This window comes from Ktedonobacter racemifer DSM 44963, from assembly GCF_000178855.1.
In the GTDB taxonomy this organism is placed as follows: Bacteria; Chloroflexota; Ktedonobacteria; order Ktedonobacterales; family Ktedonobacteraceae; genus Ktedonobacter; species Ktedonobacter racemifer.
The window spans coordinates 1,086,935-1,111,513 of record NZ_ADVG01000004.1 but is presented as its reverse complement, the minus strand read 5'-3'; the positions used below and the strand labels follow the sequence as shown (position 1 = coordinate 1,111,513).

Annotated in this window: 20 protein-coding genes and 5 pseudogenes; 21 read left to right on the top strand and 4 right to left on the bottom strand. The window is 56.7% G+C overall.

Annotation, left to right across the window (positions count from 1 at the left end):
- Positions 1-20 precede the first annotated feature (20 nt).
- The 13 genes and pseudogenes from KRAC_RS78795 (at position 21) to KRAC_RS46465 (ending at position 14,146) form a co-directional block, all read left to right on the top strand.
- Positions 21-1,768: pseudogene (locus KRAC_RS78795) on the top strand (L-aspartate oxidase).
- A gap of 64 nt (positions 1,769-1,832) precedes the next feature.
- Positions 1,833-2,069 (top strand): annotated as a pseudogene (locus KRAC_RS46520) (thiamine pyrophosphate-dependent enzyme); the annotation flags it as partial.
- Positions 2,070-2,373: 304 nt separating this feature from the next.
- On the top strand, positions 2,374-3,231 hold the full coding sequence (gene ripC / locus KRAC_RS46515) for an itaconate degradation C-C-lyase RipC (protein ID WP_007919264.1): 858 nt from the start codon (positions 2,374-2,376) through the stop codon (positions 3,229-3,231).
- A gap of 58 nt (positions 3,232-3,289) precedes the next feature.
- Complete coding sequence (ripB, locus tag KRAC_RS46510; RefSeq protein WP_007919263.1) at positions 3,290-3,817, top strand: (R)-specific enoyl-CoA hydratase RipB/Ich; 528 nt, start codon at positions 3,290-3,292, stop codon at positions 3,815-3,817.
- 48 nt (positions 3,818-3,865) lie between these two features.
- On the top strand, positions 3,866-5,182 hold the full coding sequence (locus KRAC_RS46505; RefSeq protein ID WP_007919262.1) for an acetyl-CoA hydrolase/transferase family protein: 1,317 nt from the start codon (positions 3,866-3,868) through the stop codon (positions 5,180-5,182).
- A gap of 60 nt (positions 5,183-5,242) precedes the next feature.
- Positions 5,243-6,024 (top strand): annotated as a pseudogene (locus KRAC_RS80310) (thiamine pyrophosphate-binding protein); the annotation flags it as partial.
- 152 nt (positions 6,025-6,176) lie between these two features.
- On the top strand, positions 6,177-6,482 hold the full coding sequence (locus KRAC_RS74960; RefSeq protein ID WP_157507924.1) for a hypothetical protein: 306 nt from the start codon (positions 6,177-6,179) through the stop codon (positions 6,480-6,482).
- Positions 6,483-6,656: 174 nt separating this feature from the next.
- Positions 6,657-7,568, top strand: a complete 912-nt coding sequence (locus tag KRAC_RS46495; RefSeq protein ID WP_007919259.1) for an isocitrate lyase/PEP mutase family protein — start codon at positions 6,657-6,659, stop codon at positions 7,566-7,568.
- A 179-nt stretch (positions 7,569-7,747) separates the two neighbouring features.
- Complete coding sequence (locus KRAC_RS46490; protein ID WP_007919258.1) at positions 7,748-9,700, top strand: aconitate hydratase; 1,953 nt, start codon at positions 7,748-7,750, stop codon at positions 9,698-9,700.
- A gap of 179 nt (positions 9,701-9,879) precedes the next feature.
- Positions 9,880-10,473, top strand: a complete 594-nt coding sequence (locus KRAC_RS63925; RefSeq protein WP_007919257.1) for a carboxymuconolactone decarboxylase family protein — start codon at positions 9,880-9,882, stop codon at positions 10,471-10,473.
- Positions 10,474-10,526: 53 nt separating this feature from the next.
- A complete protein-coding gene (locus KRAC_RS46480) occupies positions 10,527-11,072 on the top strand; it encodes a UbiD family decarboxylase (RefSeq protein ID WP_040447247.1) in 546 nt (181 codons plus the stop codon).
- Between the two features lie 301 nt (positions 11,073-11,373).
- On the top strand, positions 11,374-12,669 hold the full coding sequence (locus KRAC_RS46470; protein ID WP_007919255.1) for a PrpF domain-containing protein: 1,296 nt from the start codon (positions 11,374-11,376) through the stop codon (positions 12,667-12,669).
- Positions 12,670-12,682: 13 nt separating this feature from the next.
- A complete protein-coding gene (locus KRAC_RS46465; protein ID WP_007919254.1) occupies positions 12,683-14,146 on the top strand; it encodes an MmgE/PrpD family protein in 1,464 nt (487 codons plus the stop codon).
- A gap of 274 nt (positions 14,147-14,420) precedes the next feature.
- Here the strand turns inward: KRAC_RS46465 and KRAC_RS46460 are convergent, their stop codons facing one another.
- Positions 14,421-15,920: a zinc ribbon domain-containing protein gene (locus KRAC_RS46460; RefSeq protein WP_007919253.1), complete on the bottom strand. Its 1,500-nt coding sequence runs from the start codon at positions 15,918-15,920 to the stop codon at positions 14,421-14,423.
- On the opposite strand from KRAC_RS46460, the pseudogene KRAC_RS77275 reads away from it, so the two are divergent.
- Together KRAC_RS77275 and KRAC_RS74945 are read left to right on the top strand one after the other, a co-directional pair.
- Positions 15,919-16,470 (top strand): annotated as a pseudogene (locus KRAC_RS77275) (NAD(P)H-dependent oxidoreductase). The gene KRAC_RS46460 and the pseudogene KRAC_RS77275 overlap by 2 nt on opposite strands.
- Positions 16,471-16,488: 18 nt before the next feature.
- The gene (locus KRAC_RS74945; RefSeq protein WP_211221453.1) at positions 16,489-16,668 is read left to right on the top strand and encodes a hypothetical protein; all 180 of its coding nucleotides are present in this window, start codon (positions 16,489-16,491) and stop codon (positions 16,666-16,668) included.
- Positions 16,669-16,793: 125 nt separating this feature from the next.
- On the opposite strand, the gene KRAC_RS46450 is transcribed toward KRAC_RS74945, so the two are convergent.
- Complete coding sequence (locus KRAC_RS46450; RefSeq protein ID WP_040447245.1) at positions 16,794-17,693, bottom strand: LysR family transcriptional regulator; 900 nt, start codon at positions 17,691-17,693, stop codon at positions 16,794-16,796.
- Between the two features lie 208 nt (positions 17,694-17,901).
- Here KRAC_RS46450 and KRAC_RS46445 point away from each other — a divergent pair, with 208 nt between their 5' ends.
- The 4 genes and pseudogenes from KRAC_RS46445 (at position 17,902) to KRAC_RS46430 (ending at position 20,575) form a co-directional block, all read left to right on the top strand.
- Positions 17,902-19,110, top strand: coding sequence for an MFS transporter (locus KRAC_RS46445; RefSeq protein WP_007919248.1), 1,209 nt, complete (start codon positions 17,902-17,904; stop codon positions 19,108-19,110).
- Positions 19,111-19,339: 229 nt separating this feature from the next.
- Positions 19,340-19,906 (top strand): annotated as a pseudogene (locus KRAC_RS46440) (sensor histidine kinase); the annotation flags it as partial.
- A 35-nt stretch (positions 19,907-19,941) separates the two neighbouring features.
- A complete protein-coding gene (locus KRAC_RS46435) occupies positions 19,942-20,199 on the top strand; it encodes a hypothetical protein (protein WP_040447243.1) in 258 nt (85 codons plus the stop codon).
- 13 nt (positions 20,200-20,212) lie between these two features.
- Entirely contained in the window at positions 20,213-20,575 is a 363-nt protein-coding gene (locus KRAC_RS46430) for a response regulator (RefSeq protein WP_007919246.1), read from the top strand.
- 184 nt (positions 20,576-20,759) lie between these two features.
- Here KRAC_RS46430 and KRAC_RS46425 read toward each other — a convergent pair whose 3' ends face one another.
- Positions 20,760-21,311 (bottom strand): IS630 family transposase, encoded by a 552-nt coding sequence (locus KRAC_RS46425; RefSeq protein WP_157508168.1) that lies wholly within the window; start codon positions 21,309-21,311, stop codon positions 20,760-20,762.
- Entirely contained in the window at positions 21,293-21,892 is a 600-nt protein-coding gene (locus KRAC_RS46420) for a helix-turn-helix domain-containing protein (RefSeq protein WP_007921833.1), read from the bottom strand. The genes KRAC_RS46425 and KRAC_RS46420 overlap by 19 nt, the downstream gene beginning before the upstream one ends.
- Before the next feature lie 573 nt (positions 21,893-22,465).
- Here KRAC_RS46420 and KRAC_RS63920 point away from each other — a divergent pair.
- Complete coding sequence (locus tag KRAC_RS63920; protein WP_007919245.1) at positions 22,466-23,056, top strand: HNH endonuclease signature motif containing protein; 591 nt, start codon at positions 22,466-22,468, stop codon at positions 23,054-23,056.
- A 132-nt stretch (positions 23,057-23,188) separates the two neighbouring features.
- Complete coding sequence (locus KRAC_RS46410; RefSeq protein ID WP_007919244.1) at positions 23,189-24,514, top strand: sulfatase family protein; 1,326 nt, start codon at positions 23,189-23,191, stop codon at positions 24,512-24,514.
- Positions 24,515-24,579 lie beyond the last annotated feature (65 nt).

Sequence of the window (24,579 nt, the reverse complement as noted above, 5' to 3'; positions counted from 1 at the left end):
ATGAAGAAAGGAAGTTCCCTATGGAGAATCAGCGTCGTACCCGTGTCTCGAATGTGCTGGTTATCGGCACGGGCTGCGCCGGGCTGCGCTCAGCCATTGCAGCCCATATGGCAGGATGCGATGTCATAGTTATCGGCAAGAGGCCATGGAAAGATGCCCACTCGCGTCTCGCTGCTGGAAGGATCAATGCCGCCCTGGCACAGTCGACCCTCAGGACAGCTGGCAGCAGCACTTCGCCGATACCCTGAGGGAGGGCTGCTTCCTCGTGGATCCCCATACGGTGGAGATTATGGCCCGAGAGGCTCCTGCCGCCATCCTCGAACTGGCAGACTGGGGTTGCCCATTCACCAGGACTCCCGATGGGAAGCTGGACCAGCGGTTCGTCGGGGCACACAAGTACCGGCGCACCTGCTACGCTGGGGACTATACCGGGCGCGCAGTGCTCTTCACCCTGGCTGACAAGGTCGCCCAGTTGGATATTCCCATCAACGACACCCAGAACGTCTCTCAGTTGCTGGTCCATGACGGCGTTTGCTTCGGGGCAGTGGCGTTCGACCTGTATACTGGTGAGCAGACCGTCTATGAAGCCGATGCGGTGGTGCTCGCCACCGGAGGCGCCACTCGTCTGTGGCGACGGAGCTCGTCTCGCCGGGACGAAAACACAGGCGACGGCATGTATCTGGCCCTGCGTGCCGGCTGCACTCTGGGCAATATGGAACTGGTCCAGTTCCACCCAACCGGGATGACCTGGCCAGAGGATGCGGCTGGGACACTCGCCACGGAAGCGATACGCGGTGAAGGCGGTCGGCTCTTCAACAACAAGCATGAACGGTTTATGAAGCGTTATGATCCCGAACGTATGGAGTTATCCTCGCGTGACCGTGTAGCCATGGCGAACTACACCGAGATTATGGAGGGTCGCGGTGGTCCACACGGCGGCGTCTTCTTGGACATCACCAATCGCAGCAAAGACTACATCATCGCGAAACTGCCCCGTATGTACAAGCAGTTTATGGAGTTGGAGCTGCTGGACATCTCGAAGGAGCCGATGGAGGTTGCACCTACGGCGCATTACACAATGGGAGGGATCCAGGTTGACCCGGAGACGCATGCAACCGAGGTGGCTGGGCTCTATGCGGTTGGTGAAGTGACCAATGGCTTGCATGGCGCGAACCGGCTGGGCGGGAACTCGCTGACCGAAACCGTTGTGTTCGGACGACGTGCGGGTGAAGCCGCGGCGAAATACTCCCGGGCCCGCGAGACACAAGTCCGTTCAAAGGCGACTGTAGATGCAGCTATGGACGATATGAAGAGCTTGCTGCATGAGGGAGAAGAGCTGGCGCTGTCACTCCAGCGAGAGCTGCGCACTACGATGTGGGAATGTGCTGGTGTGGTGCGCAACCAGGAGCGTCTGCAGCTGGGCCTTGACAGGATCGCGAAGCTGGAGAGTGCCCTGCCCACGGTGGATGTCCGCCCCAGTGCGGAGGGCTACATGGACCTGGTACGTGCGCACGAGTTGCGTGCCGGGCTGCTGGTGGCAAGGGCAACGCTCCTGAGCGCCATCGAGCGAAAGGAGAGCCGGGGAGCGCATCAGCGCTCGGACTATCCTCAGCAAGATCCTAAGCTCAAGGTCAATTTCACCGTTACCCTCAAGAACGGCAAGCCTGTCATGTCGAGCGTTCCCGTCCCGGAGGTGCCTGATTACCTGAAGCAATGGGAGCATGCAGGAACAGAGGTAGAAGCAGCTGAAGGACGGCTGCTTGAGTAGGAGATGGCAACGACAATACAGTCTCTCAGGCGATTGCAACAAAGGCGACGGTCTGATCAAGTAGAAAATGGATTTGGAACTGGGGCGCGACTCCTCCGTCGCCTTTGGCAATCCCGACTTGGTGAAGTATGCCGAGAGCTTTGGGGCCAAAGGATATATGATTCAACGGACAGAAGACTTGCTTCCGACGCTCCCACAGGCGCTCTCGGAGGAGACGGTTTCGATCATTGCCTGTCCGGTGGACTATACGGAGAATACCCTCTTGACAGACAAGCTGGGAGAACTCACCGAGCCGCTCTAATGTGCTCGCCGGTGATCTCTCTATGGAAATGCTGGAATGTGGTGGATGCGGGCTTCTTTCTGGTGAGAAGCTCTCCCATGAAACCGTAAGCCGGGATCTCGACAGTGTGGACCTTCCTGATGAGACGCCGCGAATCTACGAACGTGGGCTGCGGCCCTGTTTGACAAGCTGAAAGCGCTTGCGATACGTTACCAGTTGTGAAATGGGGGAATCTGGTCCCGGGAGAAAGGAAAAAGCGCCAGCATGGGAAGGTGGATGAGGCTGTCGGGCATCGTGGCAAACAAGAAAGAGAGGGAAAGGCATCATGACAGGTCGTCCAAAACAGAAGCCGCTGCTTTCACTCAAGAGCTGGTTGTTCACCCCTGGAACCAAATCAGACCGCTTCGCGCGTGCGGCAGAGGCGCATGCTGACGCCTTGGTCATTGACTTGGAAGACGCCGTGGCTCCGTCGGCCAAAAGCGAAGCCCGTGCCGCAGCGATCGCCTATCTCAACACGCTTCCCGAGGATCGTCTTCCCTGTGCGCTGCGGATCAATTCCCCGCAGACAAAGGTTGGCCTCGACGACCTCCAGGCGCTTCTGGATGCGCGAGCTGAACCGGATTACCTCGTCATCCCGAAATGTGATTCGGCAGGAATAATCAGCCTCGTCGGGAACCTGCTCACGGAAGCGGAAAAATCGACGGAAATCATTGCCTTGATTGAAACGGTCGAAGCCGTCGCTGCTCTGGAGGAGATAGCGAGCCATCACCCGAGGCCCGCTGCGTTTCTCTTCGGGGCTGCCGATATGGCGGCCGACCTCGGTGCGGAAGCGGCCTGGGAACCGCTGCTCTTCACACGCTCGCGTCTCATTCAGGTCGGGGCCATGGCGGGGATCGTCACCCTGGATTCGCCCTACTTCAATCTTTCTGATGAGCCTGGTTTGCGGCAAGAAACGAAGGCGGCAGCCAATCTTGGCTTCCATGGCAAATGTGCGATCCATCCGGGACAAATCCCAACTATTAATGAGGTATTGACCCCGACCGAACAAGAAGTGGAGTGGGCGCGGCGCGTGCTTGAGGTGAATCGCCAGGGAGTCGGCTCGGTCGATCATCAGATGGTTGATGAAGCCATTGCACGCAGGGCGAGGCGCATTCTTGCACGAGTCAGAGGAAGATCCTCCTAGCCATCACGTGCGGCCATACCATTGTTTGCAGAGCAGAGAACTGAGGAGAAGCATTGCCATGGAACAGCCACTGTCGGCCTATCGAGAGATTGGCCCGAAGCGCTACCGGGAAACCAATGGGTTGTATTATGAAGACTTTGAAGTAGGTGACACGTTTGAACACCGTCCCGGTCGCACCATCACCGATGTTGACAACATCTGGATGACCTTACTCACCATGAACGTGCAGCCCGTTCATTTCGATGCCGCGTACGCAGCGCAAACCGAGTGGAAAAAGATGCTGGTCGATAGTACCCTGACACTCGCACTGCTCACGGGAATGAGTGTGCGGACGGTGAGCGCCAAGGTGGTTGCCAACCTGGGATGGGACAAGGTCAAAGCCACGCACCCCGTCTTTGCGGGAGATACGCTGTATGCGGAATCCACCGTGCTGTTCAAGCGTGAATCGAAAAGCCGACCGACGCAGGGCATCGTCACAGTCAAAACGCGCGGGGTGAATCAGGATGGCATTGAAGTGATGCGTTTTGAGCGCACGATGCTGATTTACAAACGGGGGCACTCGCCGGAAGCCGCCGCAAACTACTAGCGAGGGAGGGATACCTCAGCCAGAGTTGCGAGCAAGAGGAGGGTCATGATGTACGAAGATCTCTATCGCACGAAGCTCACGGATGCTGAGACGGCAGTCTCCCAGATTGCCAGTGGAAGTCGTGTGGCTCTGGGTATGGCCATGTCGCAGCCTCCTGCTTTGCTGCAAGCGCTGGCAGACCGGGCCAGCGCGGGAAAAGTTGACGACATCAAACTGTATTACTACCATTCAGAAGACGCTCTCCAACGAACCTTGCTGCGGTATGAGCTCATGGGGAGAATCAAACCGTTTTGCCTGTTCCTGGCTGCGGCGGAACGCGAACTGATCAAGCAGGGAGAGCAGGACGGGGGGCGCAAGGTGGTCTTTTTCGTGCCAAATCATTTTAGCCAGGCCATTCGGATCTTCGCGGAGCACATTCCCGTCGAGACCTTTCTGGTGACCGTCTCGCCGATGGATCGCAACGGGTACTTTACCTTCGGAACCAATAATGACTACACGGCGACCGTCGCCCGGCAGGCCAGGAGGCTGATTGTTGAGGTCAATCGACACATGCCTCGGGTGTTCGGACGATCCCTTCTGCATGTCTGCGAAGTGGATGCCATTATCGAGCATGATGCGCCGCTGCCAGTGCTTGCCTCCAAGTCAATCACCGCCGAGGAGCAAGAGATCAGTACGCGCATCGCGGAGCTGGTGCCAGAGCGGGCCTGTCTCCAAATGGGCGTTGGTGGGCTCCCGAATGCCGTTTGCTCCGCGCTCCTCGATCGCCAGGACTTGGGAATCCACACGGAACTTCTGTCTACCGGCTTAGGCAATCTCATCAAGCATGGTGTGGTCACGAATCGCTGGAAAAACAGGAATTCAGGCAAAAGCGTCTTTACGTTTGCGATGGGTGACCAGGATTTCTATGATGTCCTTCACGATAATCCTGCCATCGAGAGCCATCCGGTAGATTATGTGAACGATCCAGTCGTTATCGCACAGAACGACCGGGTGGTCTCGGTGAACGCAACCATTGAGATGGATCTGACCGGAGCCTGCAATTCTGAGTACCTGAAAGGGCATCAGTACAGTGCGACTGGTGGTCAACTTGACTTCGTCAGAGGCGCCTATGCCTCACGAGGCGGGGTGTCGATCATCGCGTTTGCCTCTACCGTGGGCAACGGCAAGATCAGCAAGATTGTCCCACAGCTTGCCGGTCCGGTCACGACCCCGCGGACGGACGTCCAGTATGTGGTCACGGAACGAGGCGTGGCGAACCTGAAAGGCCTGTCTTCGACCGAGCGGGCCCACACACTGATCGGTCTGGCCCATCCGGCGTTTCAAGAACAATTGACTGCCGCTGCGAAAGAGATGCACCTCATCTAGTTCCCCACCAGGAATGTGAAACATGAGAGATAAGAGGAGAGAAAAGGAGCGATTCACACGGTGGCCAAAAAGAATGTAGCAGCAGTGCTTGTGGAGACACTCGCAGCGGCGGGAGGCGAGAGAATCTATGGAGTTCCGGGCGACTCACTCAATGGCATCACGGACTCGGTTCGCACGCAAGAACGACTCAGTTGGGTTTTGACACGACATGAAGAGGCGGCGGCGTTCGCGGCTGGGCGGAAGCGCACCTCACCGGACGACTAGCGGTTTGCGCTGGCAGCTGTGGCCCGGGCAATTGGCATTTAATCAACGGACTCTACGACTGTCATCGCAGCCGCGTGCCCGTCCTTGCCATCGCCGCGCAGATTCCCAGCAATGAAATCGGGAGTGGGTATTTCCAGGAGACACATCCGGAGCATCTCTTCGCCCAGTGCAGTGATTCCTGTGAACTGGTCTCCCAGTCCGAACAGATGCCCCGTGTCCTGGAGATCGCCATGCAAACGGCAATCTCGCGGCGTGGGGTCGCGGTCGTGGTGCTGCCTGGAGACGTTGCTTTACGTGAGGCGGTCGAGCAGGGGCCACGCTTGCGCTTTCCACCGCCGCACCCACGCCTCTGTCCCTCTGATGAGGAGATCGCAACCCTGGCACAGGTGCTCAATACCTCACAGAACGTTACTATCCTGGCTGGAGCAGGGTGTGCCGATGCGCATGCGGAGTTGATCGAATTGGCAAGCAAGTTACAGGCCCCGATCGTGCATGCCATGCGCGGCAAGGAATGCATCGAGTACGACAACCCCTTTGATGTAGGCATGACGGGTCTGCTCGGATTTTCCTCCGGTTATTTTGAACTCAGAGGCTACTTTGAATCTCAGCGTCAGAAAATGTCCTCTGGGAATGAGAGAGATTGTGCTTGAGCATTCGTCATGACCTTGGAATGGATGAGCTCTATCTCGACCACTTGGCCACGGATGGTGGGTAAGCTGGTTGCTTCATAATGAAGACGCTGCTGGCCAATGGCGAAATGGGTAAAGAAGAAGCCAATGCTCGCTATCGGCTTCTTTGCACCAGGCGCATAATATTTCTCAAGACGTTTCTGATGAACGAGACATCTGCCGGGCAGTGCGACTCTGAACCAGATCGACGGATCAGCTACGACTACTTTGCATGGAGACGATCAGATGCGGCTCCTGTCACGCTTGCAGGCTATTCGCGAAAAAGATTATGCTTGGACCAGCAGTCTACCTGTCCGAGGTATGCATCCTGGTCAGAACGGATGCTGCCGATCCGGGAGCATGTCTGACAGCCCATGTGAGCGCCAGCAGGAGCACTGGAGAGGGCGTCGTATTATTTAGTCGTATTATTTAGTCGTATTATTTAGTCGTATTATTTAGTCGTATTATTTAGTCGTATTATTTATATGTAGAAACAAAACGTTGTTCCCAAAAGACTGACTGGTTGGAAAGGAGCGTGTCCTTTGGCTCATTTACTAAAAAAAGAGAGGGATCCGGGAAGATTACGCAAGTTGCTGGAAGGACCCGAGCCGGTGTTGGCGCCCGGTGCATATGACTGTCTTTCCGCCCTGCTCATTGAACAGGCGGGCTTCGATGTCGTGTATATGACGGACTACGGCACGGCGGCCTCGTACCTGGGCTGCCCGGATGTCGGGATCGTGTCGTCCACCGAGGAGGTCAGCCAGGCGCACCGCATTGTGCAAGCGGTGAATGTGCCCGTCATTGCCGACGCGGACACCGGCTACGGCAACGCGCTCAACGTGATTCACACGGTCAACGAACTGGAGCAAGCCGGCGTGTCGGCCATGCAGATCGAGGACCAGGTGTCGCCCAAACGCTGCGGGCACATGGAGGACAAGGCCGTCATCGAAACGGAGGAAATGGTGGAGAAGATCCGCGCCATCGTCGAGAGCCGGCGCTCGAAGGACTTCCTGATCATCGCCCGCACGGATGCCCGAGCGGTGGAGGGCTTGGATAGCGCCCTGGAGCGAGCTCGCAGCTACCGCGATGCCGGCGCGGACGTGCTCTTCATCGAAGCGCCTCAGAGCGAGGAGGAAGTTGTCGCCATCGCCAAAGCGTTCCCGAATGTGCCCCGGCTCTTGAACTGCCTGGAGGATGGCAAGACCCCGCTTCTCACCTACGCCCGCTTGAAGGAACTGGGCTTCCGTTTAATCATCTACCCCCTCAGCACCCTGTTTACGGCCACTCGTGCCATGAAGGAGAGCCTGGCCCAGATTCGGGCGCAGGGGACGCCCATCCCTGTCCTGGATCGGATGGTCTCGTTCCAGGAGTTCACGGACATCGTTGGCTTGCCGGAGATCCAGGAGATCCGCTCGCGGTTCGCGCCAGGGCATTTCGCCCCAGCGGGTTGGTGACGGTCAAGCGAGCGAAGGAGCTGATCCATCCGAAGCGGCTCGCCAGGATCGGCTGCCCGTTGTGCGCGAGGGCTTCGTCTCACTCGCGCGCGATCACGCGCTCTCACCCCCGGGGTTCCGGTGGCTGCTGCCGGACCGGCCAGGGAGGGGAGCCAGTCTGAAAGGGAGATGATACTCATATGGCTGAGACACTTACCACCAAGCTTCTCAAGACACACCAGGCTGGTGGCTCGCTCACTCCAGGCGAGGACGTCCAACTGCGCATGGACCAGGTGTTGCTGGAGGATGCCACCGGCACCATGGCCTGCCTCCAGTTTGAAACGCTCGGCCTGGACCGCGTGCGGGTCCCTTTTGCCATTCAATACGTGGATCATAATGTGCTGCAAATTGACTCGAAGAATCAGGACGATCACCACTATCTCCAAAGCGTCTGCGCCCACTACGGACTGATCTACTCCCCTCCTGGCAACGGCATCAGTCACTACCTGCACCTGGAGCGCTTTGCCCATCCTGGCCAGTTGTTGGTGGGGGCGGATAGCCACACGACCATGGCTGGTGCCATAGGGATGCTTGCCATCGGCGCGGGCGGGCTGGATGTGGCGCTGTGTCTGAGCGGTCAGCCTTTCAACGTTCCCGCTCCCCGCGTCATCGGCGTGGAACTGCGTGGAAAACTCAGCCCCTGGGTCCAGGCCAAGGATATTGTGCTGGAAATCTTGCGGCGACGGAGTGTACGGGGGGGCGTCGGCTCGATCTTCGAGTTCTTTGGCGAGGGCGTGGCCACCCTGAATGTGACACAGCGCGGGACGATCTGCAACATGATTATGGAGACCGGGGCGACCACTGGCGTATTTCCGTCGGACGAGCAGACCCGCGCCTGGATGAGCGCGCAGCACCGTGCCTCCCAGTGGCTCCCGCTTGCGGCCGACTCCGGCGCTTCCTATGATGAGGTGGAAGTGATCGATCTGAGCAGCCTGGAGCCACTGATTGCCAAACCGTCGAGCCCTGATAAGGTCGTGCCTGTGCGCGAGGTCGCGGGCCTCGCGGTGGGGCAGGTGTGTGTCGGCAGTTCCGTCAACTCAGGCTATGAGGACCTGGCCCTCGTCGGCGCTGTCTTGCACGAGAAAGTTGTCAATCCCCACCTGGTGATGACCGTCACCCCTGGTTCGCGCCAGATCGAGGACCGTCTCATCCGTTCGGGAACCTACCTGGACCTGGTGCAGGCTGGCGCGCGCATGCTTGAGCCGGTGTGCGGCCCCTGCGCGGGGTTCGGACAGGCTCCGGGTTCGGGGGTGGTCTCGGTGCGCACCTTCAACCGGAATTTCCCTGGGCGTTCGGGGACCGATCACGACCAGGTCTACCTCGCCAGTCCAGCCACAGCCGTCGCGACCGCGCTGCGTGGCGTGATTACTGATCCTCGTGACCTGGGCACGGAACCTCCACTGCCACCCGCGCCCGCTCCCGACGTCAGCGTTGATGACAAGCACTTTCTGTATCCACTCGCCCCCGCCGAGGCAGCGCAGGTTAAAGTGTTCCATGGCCCGAATATCCTCCCTCCACCACCCCAGACTCCCCTGACGCAGCAATTGGTTGGACGCGTGCTGATCGTGGTTGGTGATGACATTTCGACCGGCGACCTCGCACCCGAGGGGGTGGCCATTTTCGATTTATATTCGAACGTCAAGGCAATGGCTTTCTTCGTCTTTCGGCGACTCGATCCCCAGTTCGCGGCGCGTGCGCGGGAATGGGGCGGAGGGTTCATCGTCGGCGGCCAGAACTACGGCCAGGGCTCCAGCCGGGAGCATGCCGTCCTGGCGCCCAAGTTCCTCGGGGTCCTGGCGGTCATCGCCAAGTCGTTCGCCCGCATCCACCGCCGCAATCTGATCGCCCAAGGTTTGGTTCCGCTTACGTTCGCCAACGAGGCTGACTACGACCGGGTACGACTGGGAGATCAGTGGGAGTTCGTCGAGCTCCATGGTGTCCTGGAGAGGGGTGAGGGCGAATGCCGCGCGCGAATTGCCGGGAGCGGCGAGGAGCTACGGTTGCGGACAAGCTTCACACCGTGGGAACGGCAGGTTCTCCTGGCAGGTGGCCTCCTGGCCTACACTCGCGCGAGCGAGAAGGTGAATCGATGAGCGTGAGCCTCGATCGCAGCAGCGTTGGGGACCAGGATGGATACGACAAGGATCCGTGAAAAAGGAGGCCATTTCCTGGCTGTTGTCTCCTTTGGGACAAGCCGTTTCCTTCCTGATCTCCACCTTCAATATGTAGGAGTAGAGTAATAAGGAGGAGAAGTGAAAGGAAGAACAGGATCATGACACAACAGCATCCAACTCCCCATGTTCCACAATACCGCCCGTGGAAGGTAGCCGTTCCTTTGCCTGGTGATGCGGATCTCTCTCCGGAGACGAAGGAGCTGCTCTCCCAAGGGGCTCCAATCCATGTCTTGCGCATGTTTGCAGGTGCGCAAGACATGTACCCAGGTATTGTCGCACTGATTAAGGGGATCTTTACCTCTGCGGGGGTGGATCCGAAACTCCGAGAGATCATCATTCTCCGTACCGCGTATCTGACCAACTGTGCGTACGAATGGGAGGCGAACGTGGTGTTTGCCAGAAATGTGGGGCTGACCGACGAGCAGATAGCCTTGCTCTGCACCGATGGCCCAGTCACTGGCCTGGATTCGGTGAGCAATCTCATCAGCCGTGCAACCGATGAGATTACTCAGCAGGCGGCTATCAGCGATGAAGCCCTTTCGCAACTTTTGGAGCAGTTTGGGCCGTCCATCACCACGAAATATATCATTGCCATCTCATGGTTTAACATGCTCAGCCGTTTCCTTCTTTCAACACGCGTTCCACGCGAAACCGACAGTGCCGTGTTGGAGGGTCGGACTTCACCGCTCTAAGAGACTGTCTTAAGAAGAGCGTTTAGCATCGGAAAGGAGCCAAGCGCGAAAGCATGAGCCGAATGGAGGCAATCTGGATGAACATACTGGCTACTGCGGCCATATGCCTGCGGCGACTCCGTGACGAGGGCCTCCCAGTGACCGCTGCCTGGTCAGTACCCGAAGCCGCTGAGCACATGCTGGCTGTCTCGGTTGCCCGAGATTGGCCGCAACGAACCGAACGGTCGGCTGACAACCTGGCTCGGCGCATCGCGGAGATCGTCAAGGCAATGCACGGTGGACAGCGGATCACGCGAGTGATGGTCTGCGACGATGACATCGACGTGACTGACATGCGTGACCTTATGTGGGCGTGGAACAGCCGGTGCCATCCGGCCAACGGGCACTTCGTCCTCGCAGATCAGCCAGTGAATCCCATCGAATCGATGTACGCTGCCGCCAAGTTGAGCTTCCACGGTGATAAGACGCTGGTCGGCCCGATCGAGGTTTTGAATTGCCTGCTGCCCACCAAGGGAGATGACCTGCTGCTCGTCGCCGACTTCGCAACCAACTTTCCTAAGGATCTCCAAGAACGTGTCATTGTCCTCTGGGATTCCTAATGAAGATGTCAGGCGTCCCGAGTGTCGGGCGGTTGTACATGACAAAATTCAGTGTCGCCTTCCTCACCTGCTTTCTGTCGCAAATGGCAAATTTCCAAGGAGAACAATTCAAAAAATACGACACGGAGCAATATCAAAAATGCGACACCGAATTTTATCATGTACACATATACGGAGCGAAGAAACCAGTTGACGCGAGGGCAGAGGAGAGCAGAGCATAATATGGCCTGCAAACAGGTGTTCACAGCATTTCATGTACCCATTATGACATGCTAGCGAGGTTTCAAAGGGGGAGGAAGATATGAGTTTCATTCATCACGACCGCAATATCGAACAGATGCTGATTCCCATCACGGTGATTCGAGGGGGAACCAGCCGAGGCTTCTACTTCGAGGGCAAGAACGTGCCGCCGCAAGGAAAGGGATTGGAGGAGTTTCTCCTGGCGGTGCGCGGATCACCAGATCCGATGGGTATGGACGGGCTCGGCGGGGACACCATCCAGCAGTCCAAAGTGGCCATTGTTTCGCCCTCATCACGCCCGGACGCCGATGTCGACTACACCTTCATCCAGATCTTCCCTGATCAACCCGCGGGCCTGAGCTACAAGATGAACTGCGGGAATATCTCTGCGGGCGTTCCGGTGTTTGCTCTGATGAAGAACATGATCCCGAACGTTCCTGACGGAAGAGTGACCGTCTGGGTATTCTCGACAAACACCGGAAAGATAATGTATATGACCCTTGATGTACTCAACGGTGAGGCGCGCGTCGCTGGTGAAACGACCGTTGGAGGTGTTCCGGGGACGGGGGCTGAGATCCTGCTTGATTTTCGCGACCTGGCGGGTGGGTTCACCGGAAAGCTGTTCCCGACCGGCAATCTCGTCGATACGCTTGTCATGGATGACGGCAGTTCCATTGACGTCACGATCGTCGATATAGCGAACCTCTGCGCGTTTTTCGATCCCAAATCGTTTGGCATCGGCTACACAGGACTGGAGTTGCCGAGTCCCGATGGAACCATCACTGCGCCGTCCGGCATGGCACAACGAATCACAGAACTGCGTCTGAAGGTTGCCAGGCTGATCGGCTGGACCCAGTACACCCAGGAAACGGTCCGTCAGTCGGCGCTCCCGTTCGCGGTATCCGTCACTCCTCCAGGCGACTACACGGATATGAATGGCAAGACGGTCCATGCGAAGGACATCGATCTCGTCGCACGTTTTTATATTGAGTCCATATTGCACACTGCCGCTCCCTGCACCGGCTCGAGTTGCCCGGCCGCGGCGGCCGCGATTCCCGGCACCGTTCCCAACAGGATCCTGGCCGCAGAGGATCTGAAGGCCGGAAAGGGAGGTGCCCTCACATTCGGGCACCCGAGCGGCACGTTCTCGGTGAGAACGGAACCGGTCGTGGCGACATGCCCCAACGAAATTACGTTCAAAGAACTCGCGTATTCCCGCACAGCCAGGATCATCTGCGACGGCACCATCTACATTAAGAACGAGCGGCCACCCAGTTACTCCGCGTGGAAAGAGGTCGATGAGATCACGGCGGGGTCATTCTTCCTCGAAGGCGACTCGGTGAGCATCCAGAAGTAGGAGTTCATCACTGATGACACACCAAAACACCCAAACACGCCCACAAGCCCAGGCATCCTCCCCGTCTCAGACTCAGGTGCAAGCCCTGGCCCGCTATGCCGCCCGCGCCAGCTTCGACGATCTCTCGCCCGCCGCGCGCCAGCAGTTGCCGATCCACATTCTGGACTCCCTCGGCTGCTGCATCGCCGCTCTAGGCGCCGACCCGGTGAATGCGTGCCGCCAGCAGGTCGCCGACTTTGGGGGAAGCGGCCCCTGTGCGTTGATCGGCGGCGGCAAAGCGAACCCGGTCTACGCGGCTTTCTGGCACACCGCCCTGGTGCGCTACGTTGATTTCATGGACAACTTCCTGGCTCCCACCGAGACCTGCCATACCGCCGACAATTTCGGGGTGGCGCTGACCGCCGCCGAGTATGCAGGCGGCAGCGGACGAGACCTGATGCTGGGGGTAGCGCTGGCCTACACGGTGCAGTCGCGCCTGGTGGATCACGCTAACTTCATGACGCGCGGCTTCGACCACACCACACAACTGGCCTTCTCACACAATGCCGCCGCCGGTCGGCTGCTGGGTCTGAGCGAAGAGCAGATCGCCAATGCCATCGCGATGGCCGCCAGCAGTGACGCCTCGTTTGCCGTCATCCGAGCCAAGCCGCTGTCACAGTGGAAAGGCCTGGCCTCGGCGCAATCAGCGCTCGGGGCCATGAACACGCTGTTTCTGGCTCGTCGCGGGGTGCAGGGACCGCTGCAGGTGATCGAGGGCCCCAATGGCATCGACCACCTGCTGGGCATGCAAGTCCGCATCGAGTGGGACAAGCAAGGCTACGAGGGGGTCGTGGAGAGTACCATCAAGAAATACAACGCGGAGATCCATACACAATCGGCCATTTACTGCACGATCGAGCTGGTCAGGCAACACAAGATCGACCACAGTAAGGTGGTCTCGATCGAGGCAGAGGTCCCGCAAATCACCTACGATTTCACCGGAGGCGGTCGCTACGGCATGGATAAAGTGGTGCGGACGAAGGAGCAGGCGGATCACAGCCTGCCGTACCTGCTGGCCGTAGCCTTGCTGGACGAGGACGTCATGCCGGCGCAATTTACCCCGGAGCGTATCGCGAGAGCCGACGTGCAGGCCCTCCTCAAAAAGGTCGTGGTCCGACCGAACCAGGACTACACGGAGCAGTACCCGCGTGAGATGCCCGCGAAGATCACCGTTCGCCTGCAGAATGGGACCGTCATCGAGCACGAGGTGCAAGACTATCCAGGTCTGCCATCGCATCCATTGAGTTGGCAGGACGAGGTCGAGAAGTTCGACCGCCTGACAGCTTCGCGCATCGACGAGACACTTTGCCAGGAGATCAAGGAGGCGGTGCGCACCCTCGAAGGCATCCAGGTCAAGGACCTGATGGAGTTGCTTGGTCACGTGCAGGTGTCGCAACGAGATGGTGAGGGAGGCCTCGGAGAACCTCTGGAACGGTAAACAACGAGGAGTCGCCTTCGTTGTACTCAAAGGTCGATGATGCCAGATTCACGTCTCACGTCATTGCCTGATGTGGCAGAGATGGGTCTGGCCGAGGCTCATGATTAGTCAAGCTTTGTATACTGAAGGTGTTGCACCTGGACACGCTTGTCCCTTGTGACACTCCGCATCGGTTGAAACCGAGCAGCTTCTGCCACTCTTCCGTAGTCGGCATTCTGAGTAGGTGAGGCGTAGCCTCTACTCGGTTTGACTGCCGTAGTGGGGGAGGAATAGCTCAGGGTCGCTCGTCCATCCAGAGCGTTCCCTGTTGCGCGGTGCCATGCGCGTTGCGTTCTCCATACCTAGCCTCAGAGATGGATGGTCCCTTTTGACGTCTGGCGTCTTGGGAGAGAGCAACACCTGTCTCTTTCGAGACTCTGCCTGCACGTCGCACAGCAGTATGAGGCTTTTCTTTGAAGGGGTCTCCATAGCGCTCAAGCAAGCGCTGACCGATCTTGAGACTGGCATTGCGGTCGGCGTGTCCGCGCATCTGGCACTGTGGGCAGACGACCAAAGCAGCGCCGGGAGTATAGCCCGATTCTGGCTGTCCCTGCTTGTAGCGAATGACAGCGGCGTGGCAGCGATGACAGTGTCTGCTGCTATTGCGCGGATTGACCCGGCTGGTGATGATGCCACTTGCATTCCACGCCTTATATTTGCTGTAGCGGAAAATGCGCCCTTTCATCCAGTAGGCTCGCTTTGTATTGCCACGACGCGAATACTTCCCCTTTTCTGGCTGGAGATTGCCCAGGTGCTCAAAGACCAGGATGCTGGCCTGATGTTCCTTGGCGAACTGGACAATGCGAGCGCTGACCAGGTGCGCGATGTGTTCATCAAGATGGCGGATTTTGCGCCAGAGGTCGGCATTGTCCTGTTCATTCTCCGCCAGGATGCCAGTCTGTGATCGGTTGCGTGCAATGCGTCCAAGCAGCAACTTCCTAAAGCCCGCTATCTCTGTGCCATTTCCGATGAAGGAGGTGGCCAGGATGGTGCCTTCAACTGTCTGGACGCTGCATACGGCTATGTGCTGGTCGAGATTGAGATCGACCGCACAGATGCGGGTCTGTGGATTGGTCGTGATCTGCTGCTCAACGTTGGTGGGAGCAGCGAAGGTCTTTTCGATGGGAGTATGCAGCCACCACTGCTTTCCCCTGCGAACCAGGGAAGGGCTCCCCATCTGGAAACCTTCGGGGAGATCGCGTGAGAGCAGACCAACCTTGAGCCAGGACCAGCACGTCCCGGTCCAGACCTTGAGCAGGATGCAGTGATCACTGCGCTCTTTCCACTGGCTCGCGTAGAAGGGAACCGACTTGTTCCAGCTACGTGGTGGGACCGGTGGTCGCTCTCGGAACGGCTTCGACTTTTTGCCCTTGCGGGGCTTCTTTAATTCGTGTTTCTCCTTGCGCGCTCGCCATTTTTTGAGTGAGGAAAAGAAGGAGCGAGCAGAACCAAGCGCCGCATTGATGGGGGCACGGCGAAACATGGCCGGGATATCTAGGGCGATGTCTGTGAGCGGCATGATGGGCGCCGGGTTTGCCTCTGTCGCATGGGTGAGCCTTTCCAGCGCCGTGAGGGCCTCTTTGTTGGTGAGAGCCAGGAGGCCTTCATGAGCCTGGATACACTCGAAGTAGAAGGCGACGACACGGTTGAAGAGGGCCTGATTGGCCGCAAAGACTTCAGCATGCTGCGGCTGGTAGTGCAATGCCGATCGTATCGTGCTGGTCGCCTTGGCCATGTCTGCTTCCTCCTTGCCCCGTGTGCTACTCCTGATATCGAGTATAGCATGCCTAGAACATCTTTTCAACAAGCAAGGGCTCAAGCCCGGACACACCTTACCCCGCTCTCAAGAGACGGGGCTTGCGGTGGGCTCAAGCCCAAAATGTCAGGAGAAAACGATGACATCACCGATCCACGTAGAGGGCTTCGCGGGAAGCCTGCGCAAACAATCGTATAACAGGGCTCTTTTGCGCGCAGCTCTGGAGTTGTTGCCGGAGGGAATGGAACTGGAGATCGTCGAACTCGATGAGCTGCCGCTGTGAAGCTGTGATCGGGAGCATCCCCCACCGGAAGCCGTCCGCGTCTTTTGCCAGCACATTCGGCAGGCGGATGCCCTCTTGATCGCCACGCCCGAATACAATTATTCGTTCAGCGAGGTACTCAAGAATGCGATTGACTGGGCCTCGCGTCCCCCTGGTCACGAGGCCATGCAAGGCAAGCCCACGGCCATCATGGGCTGTTCGCCCGGTCGTTTCGGCACCGTGCGCGCGCAATTGGCCTTGCGCTAGACGCTGCTCTATCTGAACATGCCAGCGGTGATGCAGCCGGAAGTCATGGTCACGAACGCCGCCGAGCGCTTCGACGAGGAAGGACAGCTCCGCGACGAGCGCACCCGCAAGCAAGTCACGGAGCTGTTCGTCGCGTTGAAAGAGCTCATGGACATCACTCGCCAGAGTGAAAAAGAGGAGCTGGCACCCATGATCTGATCCCCAGACGGTGCCAGATCCCCTCTGAGCGCCAAAACGGCTCTGTTTTCTTTCATCTTCATTGTTGAGGTTGGCCCACTTTTATGGAGTCCCCGAAGATGGGGACTACCGGTATATTCTACAGGTTACGCACCTTGTTCAAGCCGAGCAAAGTATACGATGACAAAAGTGCGAAACACACGTGCTGCTCCTGTCAAATAACGTTTTTTGATCTGTGTCAGGCCAATAGTACGCTGGCAGTGCATGTTTGTAACATGGAGTGGCACAACATTCACTCCTGTGATACTACGCAGAGCAAGTGCAGGGATAAAAGCAACTCCAAGCCCTGCTGCCACCAGACCACGTACAATTGTAAGGTCGTCAACCTCAAAGGTGGATTTGGGCTTGAAACCGGCTTGCAAACAGAAGCGGTCTGTCATCTCTCGCAAACCAGAGTTGGGTTTCAGGTTGATGAAATCTTCTTCTTTGACTGTGGGCAGATCAATGCTGCCTTGCGCGGCAAGGCGATGATCAGACGGCACCACAAGGAAGATCTCCTCGGTCAGCAGTGGAATCCATTCCATGTCCGGTTGCTCAGGACTGGGAGACGAAATACAGAAGTCAATCTCGCCTTGTTCAAGCTGACTGAGCATTACTTGAGCCGGGTTTTGAAAGAGGTGAAATTGAATAGAAGGATGTTCCTGACGAAAGGCTCTGAGCAGTTCAGGTATCAGTTGGGCACCGACAGTATACAAGACTGAGAGCCGGACAAGTCCCTTTTCTATTCCCGCCAGATCTGCTACTGCATACTGCCCTTGCTCTATTTCAGCTAATGCCCGTTCTATATGCTGGAGAAAGACTCGCCCCAATGAGGTGAGGTAAATGTTCCTTCCCTGCCGATCAAACAGAGGGACGCCAATCTCCTCTTCTAATCGCGCAATTGCCCTGCTTAATGAAGGCTGTGCAACAAACAGTTCCTTTGCTGCCTGCGTCATGTGCTCTAGACGCGCAACGGTTTGAAAATATTTGAGCTGTTGCAATTCCAAAATCGGTTTTCTTTCCTCCATTTAATAGCCTGGATGCATAGAAGTGGTAGCAAATTATATATTGGACATCATGAATAAGTCAAGGGTAAGATGAGCATAGCTTCGAAATGTTGACAGAAGCCTAAAAAGCACAACATTTCATTGGGATGTTGGAGTTCAATTTCAATAGTCGCAATTGGGATATCTCCCAAAAAAGGATTCGTTTTCCATGGAATTTATCGAAAAAGGCACCCCTGAGTTTCGCAGAGTTAATCTCTGTCTTTTTCTCGGGGGGCTGGTTACCTTTGCTACGATGTATTGTGTGCAGCCATTGTTGCCGCTTTATGCTCACGATTTTCGTGTAAGTCCGTCAATGGCGAGCCTGATCCTCTCTCTTACCACAGCGCTTCTGGCTGTGATGATAACCTTTGCATCCTCTCTCTCGAATGCGTGGGGGCGCAAAAGCATCATGGGGATCTCTCTTTTTACGACCTCTCTCATGACGATGGTGAGTTCATTCAGCCCGAACTTCACTCTGCTGCTGATCTGCCGAACGCTGGAGGGAATTGCGCTGGCCGGTATTCCTGCTATCGCGATGGTCTATTTAGGCGAAGAGGTCCATTCCAGGCATCTGGGAACCGCCATGGGCCTGTATATTGGTGGTAGTGCTTTTGGTGGCATGATAGGGCGCGTCGCTACGGGAGTTCTGACGGATCTTTTTTCCTGGCGTGTTGCTCTTTGTTGCATTGGCCTGATGGGGATCGTCTGTTCCTGGTATTTTTGGAGGTTTCTTCCATCCTCTAAGCATTTTGTTGTGCAGCCCTTCGGCGCAAAACAGCACGTCCTCGGACTGGGCCAACAACTGAAGAAGCCTGGCCTGCTCTGTCTCTATAGTATTGCCTTTTTGCTCATGGGAAGCTTTGTCACCTTATATAGCTACAGTGGCTATCAGCTTCTCGCGCCGCCTTACAATCTGAGCCAGGGACTGATTGGTTGGCTCTTTGCCATTTACCTCGTTGGTTCTCTTGGCTCGGCCTGGCTCAGCAGGCTTGCCGATCGCTGGTCGAGGCAATATGTCCTCTTGTTTGGCATTGGCCTGATGCTGATTGGTACACTGATGACACTGAATACCAGCCTGCTCCTCAAATTGCTTGGTGTAGCGGTCGTCACTTTCAGCTTCTTTGGGAGTCATGCCATCGCGAGCAGTTGGGTGAGTATACAGGCGGGGAACGGAAAGGCACATGCTTCCGCGCTGTATCTGTTTTTCTACTATGTCGGCTCCAGTATAGGCAATACATCTGGAGGCTTCTTCTGGAGCATGAGCGGTTGGCCCGGGGTAATCGGGATGATCAGTACATTTTTACTGATCTGTCTGGTGCTGGGGCTTGTCTTACCGATCATATCACTATGCCGTGCAGAAAATCCCAGTAGAGAGTAATAGTGCCGGGTGTGTCCGAGGTAGCGTGCGAATTGACCTGAAGGCGCGCACCTTCAGGTCGTGTGCCACGACGTCGAAGCTATGCTGTACGTCGCGTGCATACATGAGCTGGAACATGGGCGCAAAGAGACCCAAAAACGTCTCACGGGCAAAATATTCGGTGGTCTGGCATCGATGGGCTTGGGTTCCTGAAGGCGTTCACCACGCAGAGACCAGACAGACGAGCGTGTCTTCTACAGCGCTTTCCAGGGTGGAGGGACCCGTCATGCAGCTCGAACACCTGGTCGAAGAGTTACTGGATGTCTCCAAGATCCAGGCAGGCAGGTTGGAGTACCTGCAGGAGACGGTCGATCTCGACGCGTTGCTCTATGAGGTGGTCGACACCACGCAGCAGACACAAACGACGCATACTATCGTGGTGCGTGGCACGGTACCCTGCTCACTGGTTGGGGATAAAGATCGACTCGGGCAGGTCTTCATCAACCTGATCAGCAATGCCATCAAGTACTCTCCTGATGCAGAGACGGTCGAGATTGACCTGAGCGCCTCCCCTGAGATGGCGACAATTCGCGTACGCGATCATGGCCTTGGCATCCCGCAGGAGCAGCGCGACAAAATCTTTGAGCGCTTCTATCGCGTCTCTGGTCCAAGCCAGAAGGTCATTCCCGGCCTGGGGATGGCCTTGTATATTGTGGCGGAGATCGTCAGGCATCACGGAGGAACCCTGACGGTGGAGAGCGAAGTCAGCAAAGGCTCGACCTTTCAGGTGACCCTTCCCCTCAAGAGGGATGGCTGACCAGGGAACGGCCACCACGCGCGTCATGTGAGACGATGATGGCGGCAGAAGCTGTTTCGACACGGATTTCGCCGCCATCACTGACCAGCTTCCTGCGGACAACCCTCGCTCGTCACGAGCCGCTGAATACAGGCAGCTTTTCGGTGCATCATGGGCCTCTCGTTTGCATTCTCGCCTTCCCTGGCCTTTCGTACCGCGTGCCTCAAGCGCTCGCGGCGGTCATCTACAACGGGAGGAACTACCGCAAAGAGCGAAAAGACGAAGCCGCGCTGAGAGAATGGCTTGAGTGCTAGAAAGAAGGTGGAAATGGGGAAGCGCATTGTAGTTGTCGACGACGACCAGGCTTTACGGCTTATACAAGAATTGTTGGAAGATGAAGCATATGCGGTAGACACCGCAATCGATGGTTTAGACGCCTTAGGCCAACTGGACCATCAACGGAATGTGTACGATATGATCTTGCTTGATTTAACGATGCTGCGTCTCAATGGATTGCAATTCTTGCACAAGGTACAAGAGCAAGACCCGGCCCTCTTGCACTCGATCATTGCCATCAGTGTCGATGAGGAAGCTCTCCGGCAAGCTACTGGTAGAGGAATTTGCGGCGCTCTTAAGAAACCGTTTGATATGGAAGTGTTGCTTGCGCTGGTTGTACGAGCGAGGTGCTGAAGCTAAGAGAAATCGATGGCCCAATCTTTTTGACCACTGCAATAGCGGTAGTTTGTGGACTCGGGAAAGCATGCCTGATTTCGGGTATCTATCCTGAGCAATTTGAGCTCAAGTTGTCACGATCTGGTGAGTTTAAAACAAGCCGAAATCCGAAGTCAACAAAGTACCGGTAGTGCTCAATTCCTCAAAGGCGGTAAGAAAAGAGACGGTGCAGGTGGCGTCGCGTTTTGGGCGGCCGTCCCCAGATCCACGGTTTGGCACGGTGATTGAGTTGCGCCGTGGCGACGCTCATCGCTCGCTCGATCTCATGAGCATTGGCAAAACTCTGGCCAGCGAAGGCATCGCGTCGGAAGAGGCGCCACCACCCTTCTTGCAGATTGAGCCAACAGGCGCCTTTGGGAATGAAGATGTGCTGGATGCGCGGATGGTCCACCAGCCAGGTGCGGGTTTCCAGACTATTGTGACTGGAGAGATTGTCCGTGATGATAAAGATGTCCCCTGTCGGATTATCCGCCTCGATGTCTTTGAGCAGCTCAATGTAGTTCTTGGAATTACGCGCAGCCGCACAGCGCGTGATCTCCTTGCCATCGCGGACCCGCAGCGCTCCATAGATCCACACCTTGTCATCCCCACGACTGTATTCCAGGGGAGCTTTGATGCGGTGCCCATCCGCTGACCAGCCAGGCGCTGGCGCGAAGGTACGCGGGGTCACCGGTCCTAACTCGTCAGTGCAGATGGTCGTCGACCCGTCGGGTGGCTCGGTGTAGTGGGTGACGACCGCAGTTCTTTTGGGGCAAAGTCTTTGTCATCACTGGTTCCCCAACTATGGCGATTGCGCCAGCGTACCCCTTCACGCAGGTAGATCCGTCGGATCTGGCTCCGCTCCACCTGGATACCCGCGGCATGGGCCGCCTCCGTGAGAGCATCCAAGCTCCATTGCGCTGAACCTTCTTCCTCGCGGGCCTGCAGGCTCCCATCGGCATACCGCTCTAACCTCCCTGGAGGTGGTCGCTTCACCAGGGCCAGAATCCGGCTGCGCTCCTGCTCGGTCAAGCGCGGTTTACGTCCCGCTCCTTCCCGCATTCCCAGGCCGTTGATCCCTTGCGCATTGAAGCGGTTCAGGTGGATGCGCACGGTTCTCGGATGGCATGAGAGCGTGGTGGCGATCTCTTGCGGCGTCTTGCCTGCCCAGCTCTCCACCACCATCTGGGCATGAAACTTCCAATCAGCAGGTGCGTGGTGACTCCTGGCCAGTTTGCGCACCTGGCGTTCTTCCTGGGCATCCTGCGCCGCTCGGGCTTGCACGTGTTTGGGCATAGCTCTGCTCCTCTCTTGGTGACTTGCTTTCTCTCTTTTAGCGTATCACCAATGAGGAATTGAGCAGTAGATCAGAGGAACACGGAACACGCAAACGAGCACTGGCAACCTAGTGCTGCGTTCCTCATTGGTATGAATAAAACGCTGAATCAAGGTTTAGAACCAATGCAGGCATATTTTATCCATAGACTCTGCCTGGCAGTAATGATAGCGCCAATGAGGAACGCAGCACTAGCCCAGTGCTCGTTTGCGTGTTGCATCTAAGCGCAATGTTGATGTTTATTCATTCCGCTCTGCAAGCGCCATCATGCACTACAATGTGACAGCTTATTTGACAGCTTACAGGGTGGAATTCTTGGATAGAATGGACGTATCAGGATGGAACGGATAGGGGAATTGAGCTCAATACAGGTGCGTCCATTTGCTACTGTACAAACGTATATAAGCTAGAGCCTTTATATATAGCAATAGTATGCTTGCTGAGCGTTTTAGTCCACGCAAGCATGGACCCTACATGGGTGTTTGTACTCAGGGGTGAATGTTGGGTGGAGTAGACGACAGGAGATAAAGGATATGCGCAAAGTATGGATTCATCTGCTTGGTGTCTGTATGGTTGCAGCCCTTTTGCTTACAGCATGTAACTCATCTAGCTATGGTGGTTCAGATGTTCCGGGTGTGACCTCAAGTCCTGATAATACAGGTTCAAACTCCGGTTCGAGCAGCGGTGGTGCGCCGAACTGGGGCGTGCAAAGCAAGACCTCTGGCTGCCAGGTCCAGGGGCCGCTTCAGGATAAAGCCTGTTCGCCAGGTGCCATCTTCCCCAACGTGACGAAGACGGATATCTGCCGCTCGGGCTATGCCTCCTCGGTGCGTAACGTGCCAACAAGCGAGAAGAATCAGGTCTACCAGGAGTATGGCATTACGCATCACTCGACGGGCGAGTACGAGGTCGACCACCTGGTAAGCCTTGAACTGGGTGGCTCTAATGACATCTCCAATCTCTGGCCCGAGGCTGCCAGCCCTAAGCCGGGCTTCCATGAGAAAGACAAGGTTGAGAACTACCTGCACGACCAGGTGTGCTCTGGCGCGATCAGCCTGAAAGACGCCCAGATTGAGATCGCGACCAACTGGCTCGACGTCTATAACAAAATGGGCGGTAATTAATAAGCCTGCCTGCCGGGAATATAACATAAGGTCCATGCCTAGGCATGGACCTTATGTTATATTGGTAGGGTCCATGCTTGCATGGACTTTCAACGCCCAGGTAAGCGGATAGCCAGAAGAAGGAGCAAAATTATGGAGCAAGCGCGACCCAATATTTTGCGGCCTAATATTTTGTATATGCACTCGCATGATACCGGTCGCTATATTCAACCGTATGGGCATGCTCTGCCCACGCCACACCTGCAACGCTTGGCGGAGCAGGGGGTGCTGTTTCGCCAGGCCTTCTCTGCCTCTTCTACCTGCTCTCCCAGCCGCGCCGCTCTACTTACCGGACAGAGTCCTCATTCGGCGGGTATGCTTGGCCTAGCTCATCGCGGCTTCTCACTCTATGATTATCAACAGCACCTGGCGAACGTTTTGCGCCCGGTGGGCTACTCCTCGCTGTTGCTCGGTATGCAACATGAGGCGCGCGATCCTGCTCTGCTTGGCTACGATGAGATAGTAGAAGTCGCCAGTGCAAACACGAAAGATGTTGTTCCCAGGGCGGTTCAACTCTTGAAGAAAGGTCTGCCTCAACCCTGTTTTCTCTCCATTGGTTTTTCGGAGACGCATCGCCCCTTCCATGAGTCGCTCACTGCACAGGACGAAAAGTATATGCTACCACCCGCGCCACTGCCTGATACGCCTGAAGTCAGGCGCGACATGGCGGCCTTTAAGGCCAGTGTGCAAAAGCTTGATGAAGCCGTTGGCGTGGTTCTGGCGGCGTTGGAGGAGAGTGGCCTGGCGGAGCACACGCTTGTAATCTGCACTACCGATCACGGCCTCGCTTTTCCCAGAATGAAGTGCAACCTGACCGATCATGGCATCGGGGTGATGCTCTTGATGCGCGGCCCAGGTGGCTTTCGTGGCGGGAAGGTCTGTGATGCCCTGGTCTCGCATATCGATATCTATCCAACGCTCTGCGAGTTGCTGCATGTGCCCAGGCCTGAGTGGGTGCAGGGGCGCTCCCTCTTGCCCTTGATACGCGAGGAGCGTGAGCAGATCAACGAGGCGATCTTCGCCGAGGTGAGCTATCACGCCGCCTACGAGCCACAGCGGGCCGTACGCACGCAGCGCTGGAAGTATATCCGCTATTTTGATACGCACCATCGCAGGCCGGTCCTGCCCAATTGTGATGATAGCCCCACCAAGGATCTCCTGATGCGTTCTGGCTGGGGAGAGGCGACCAGGCGCGATGAAGAGCTCTATGACCTGCTCTTCGACCCAAATGAAGGCTGTAACCGCATCGATGACCCTGAGTTATCCACAATCGCCGACGCCATGCGCCAGCGTTTAATGCAATGGATGCGGGCCACACACGATCCCTTACTGCATGGAGCCATCCCTTTGCCCGCAGGTGCGCTAGTCAACAGCCCCGACCAAACCTCACCTGAGGAGCCTGCACCGCTTATTGAATAGACAAAAAGTAACAGACAGAGAGAAGGAGCAGCCTCGCGAGGTTGCTCCTTCTCTCTGTCTGTTTT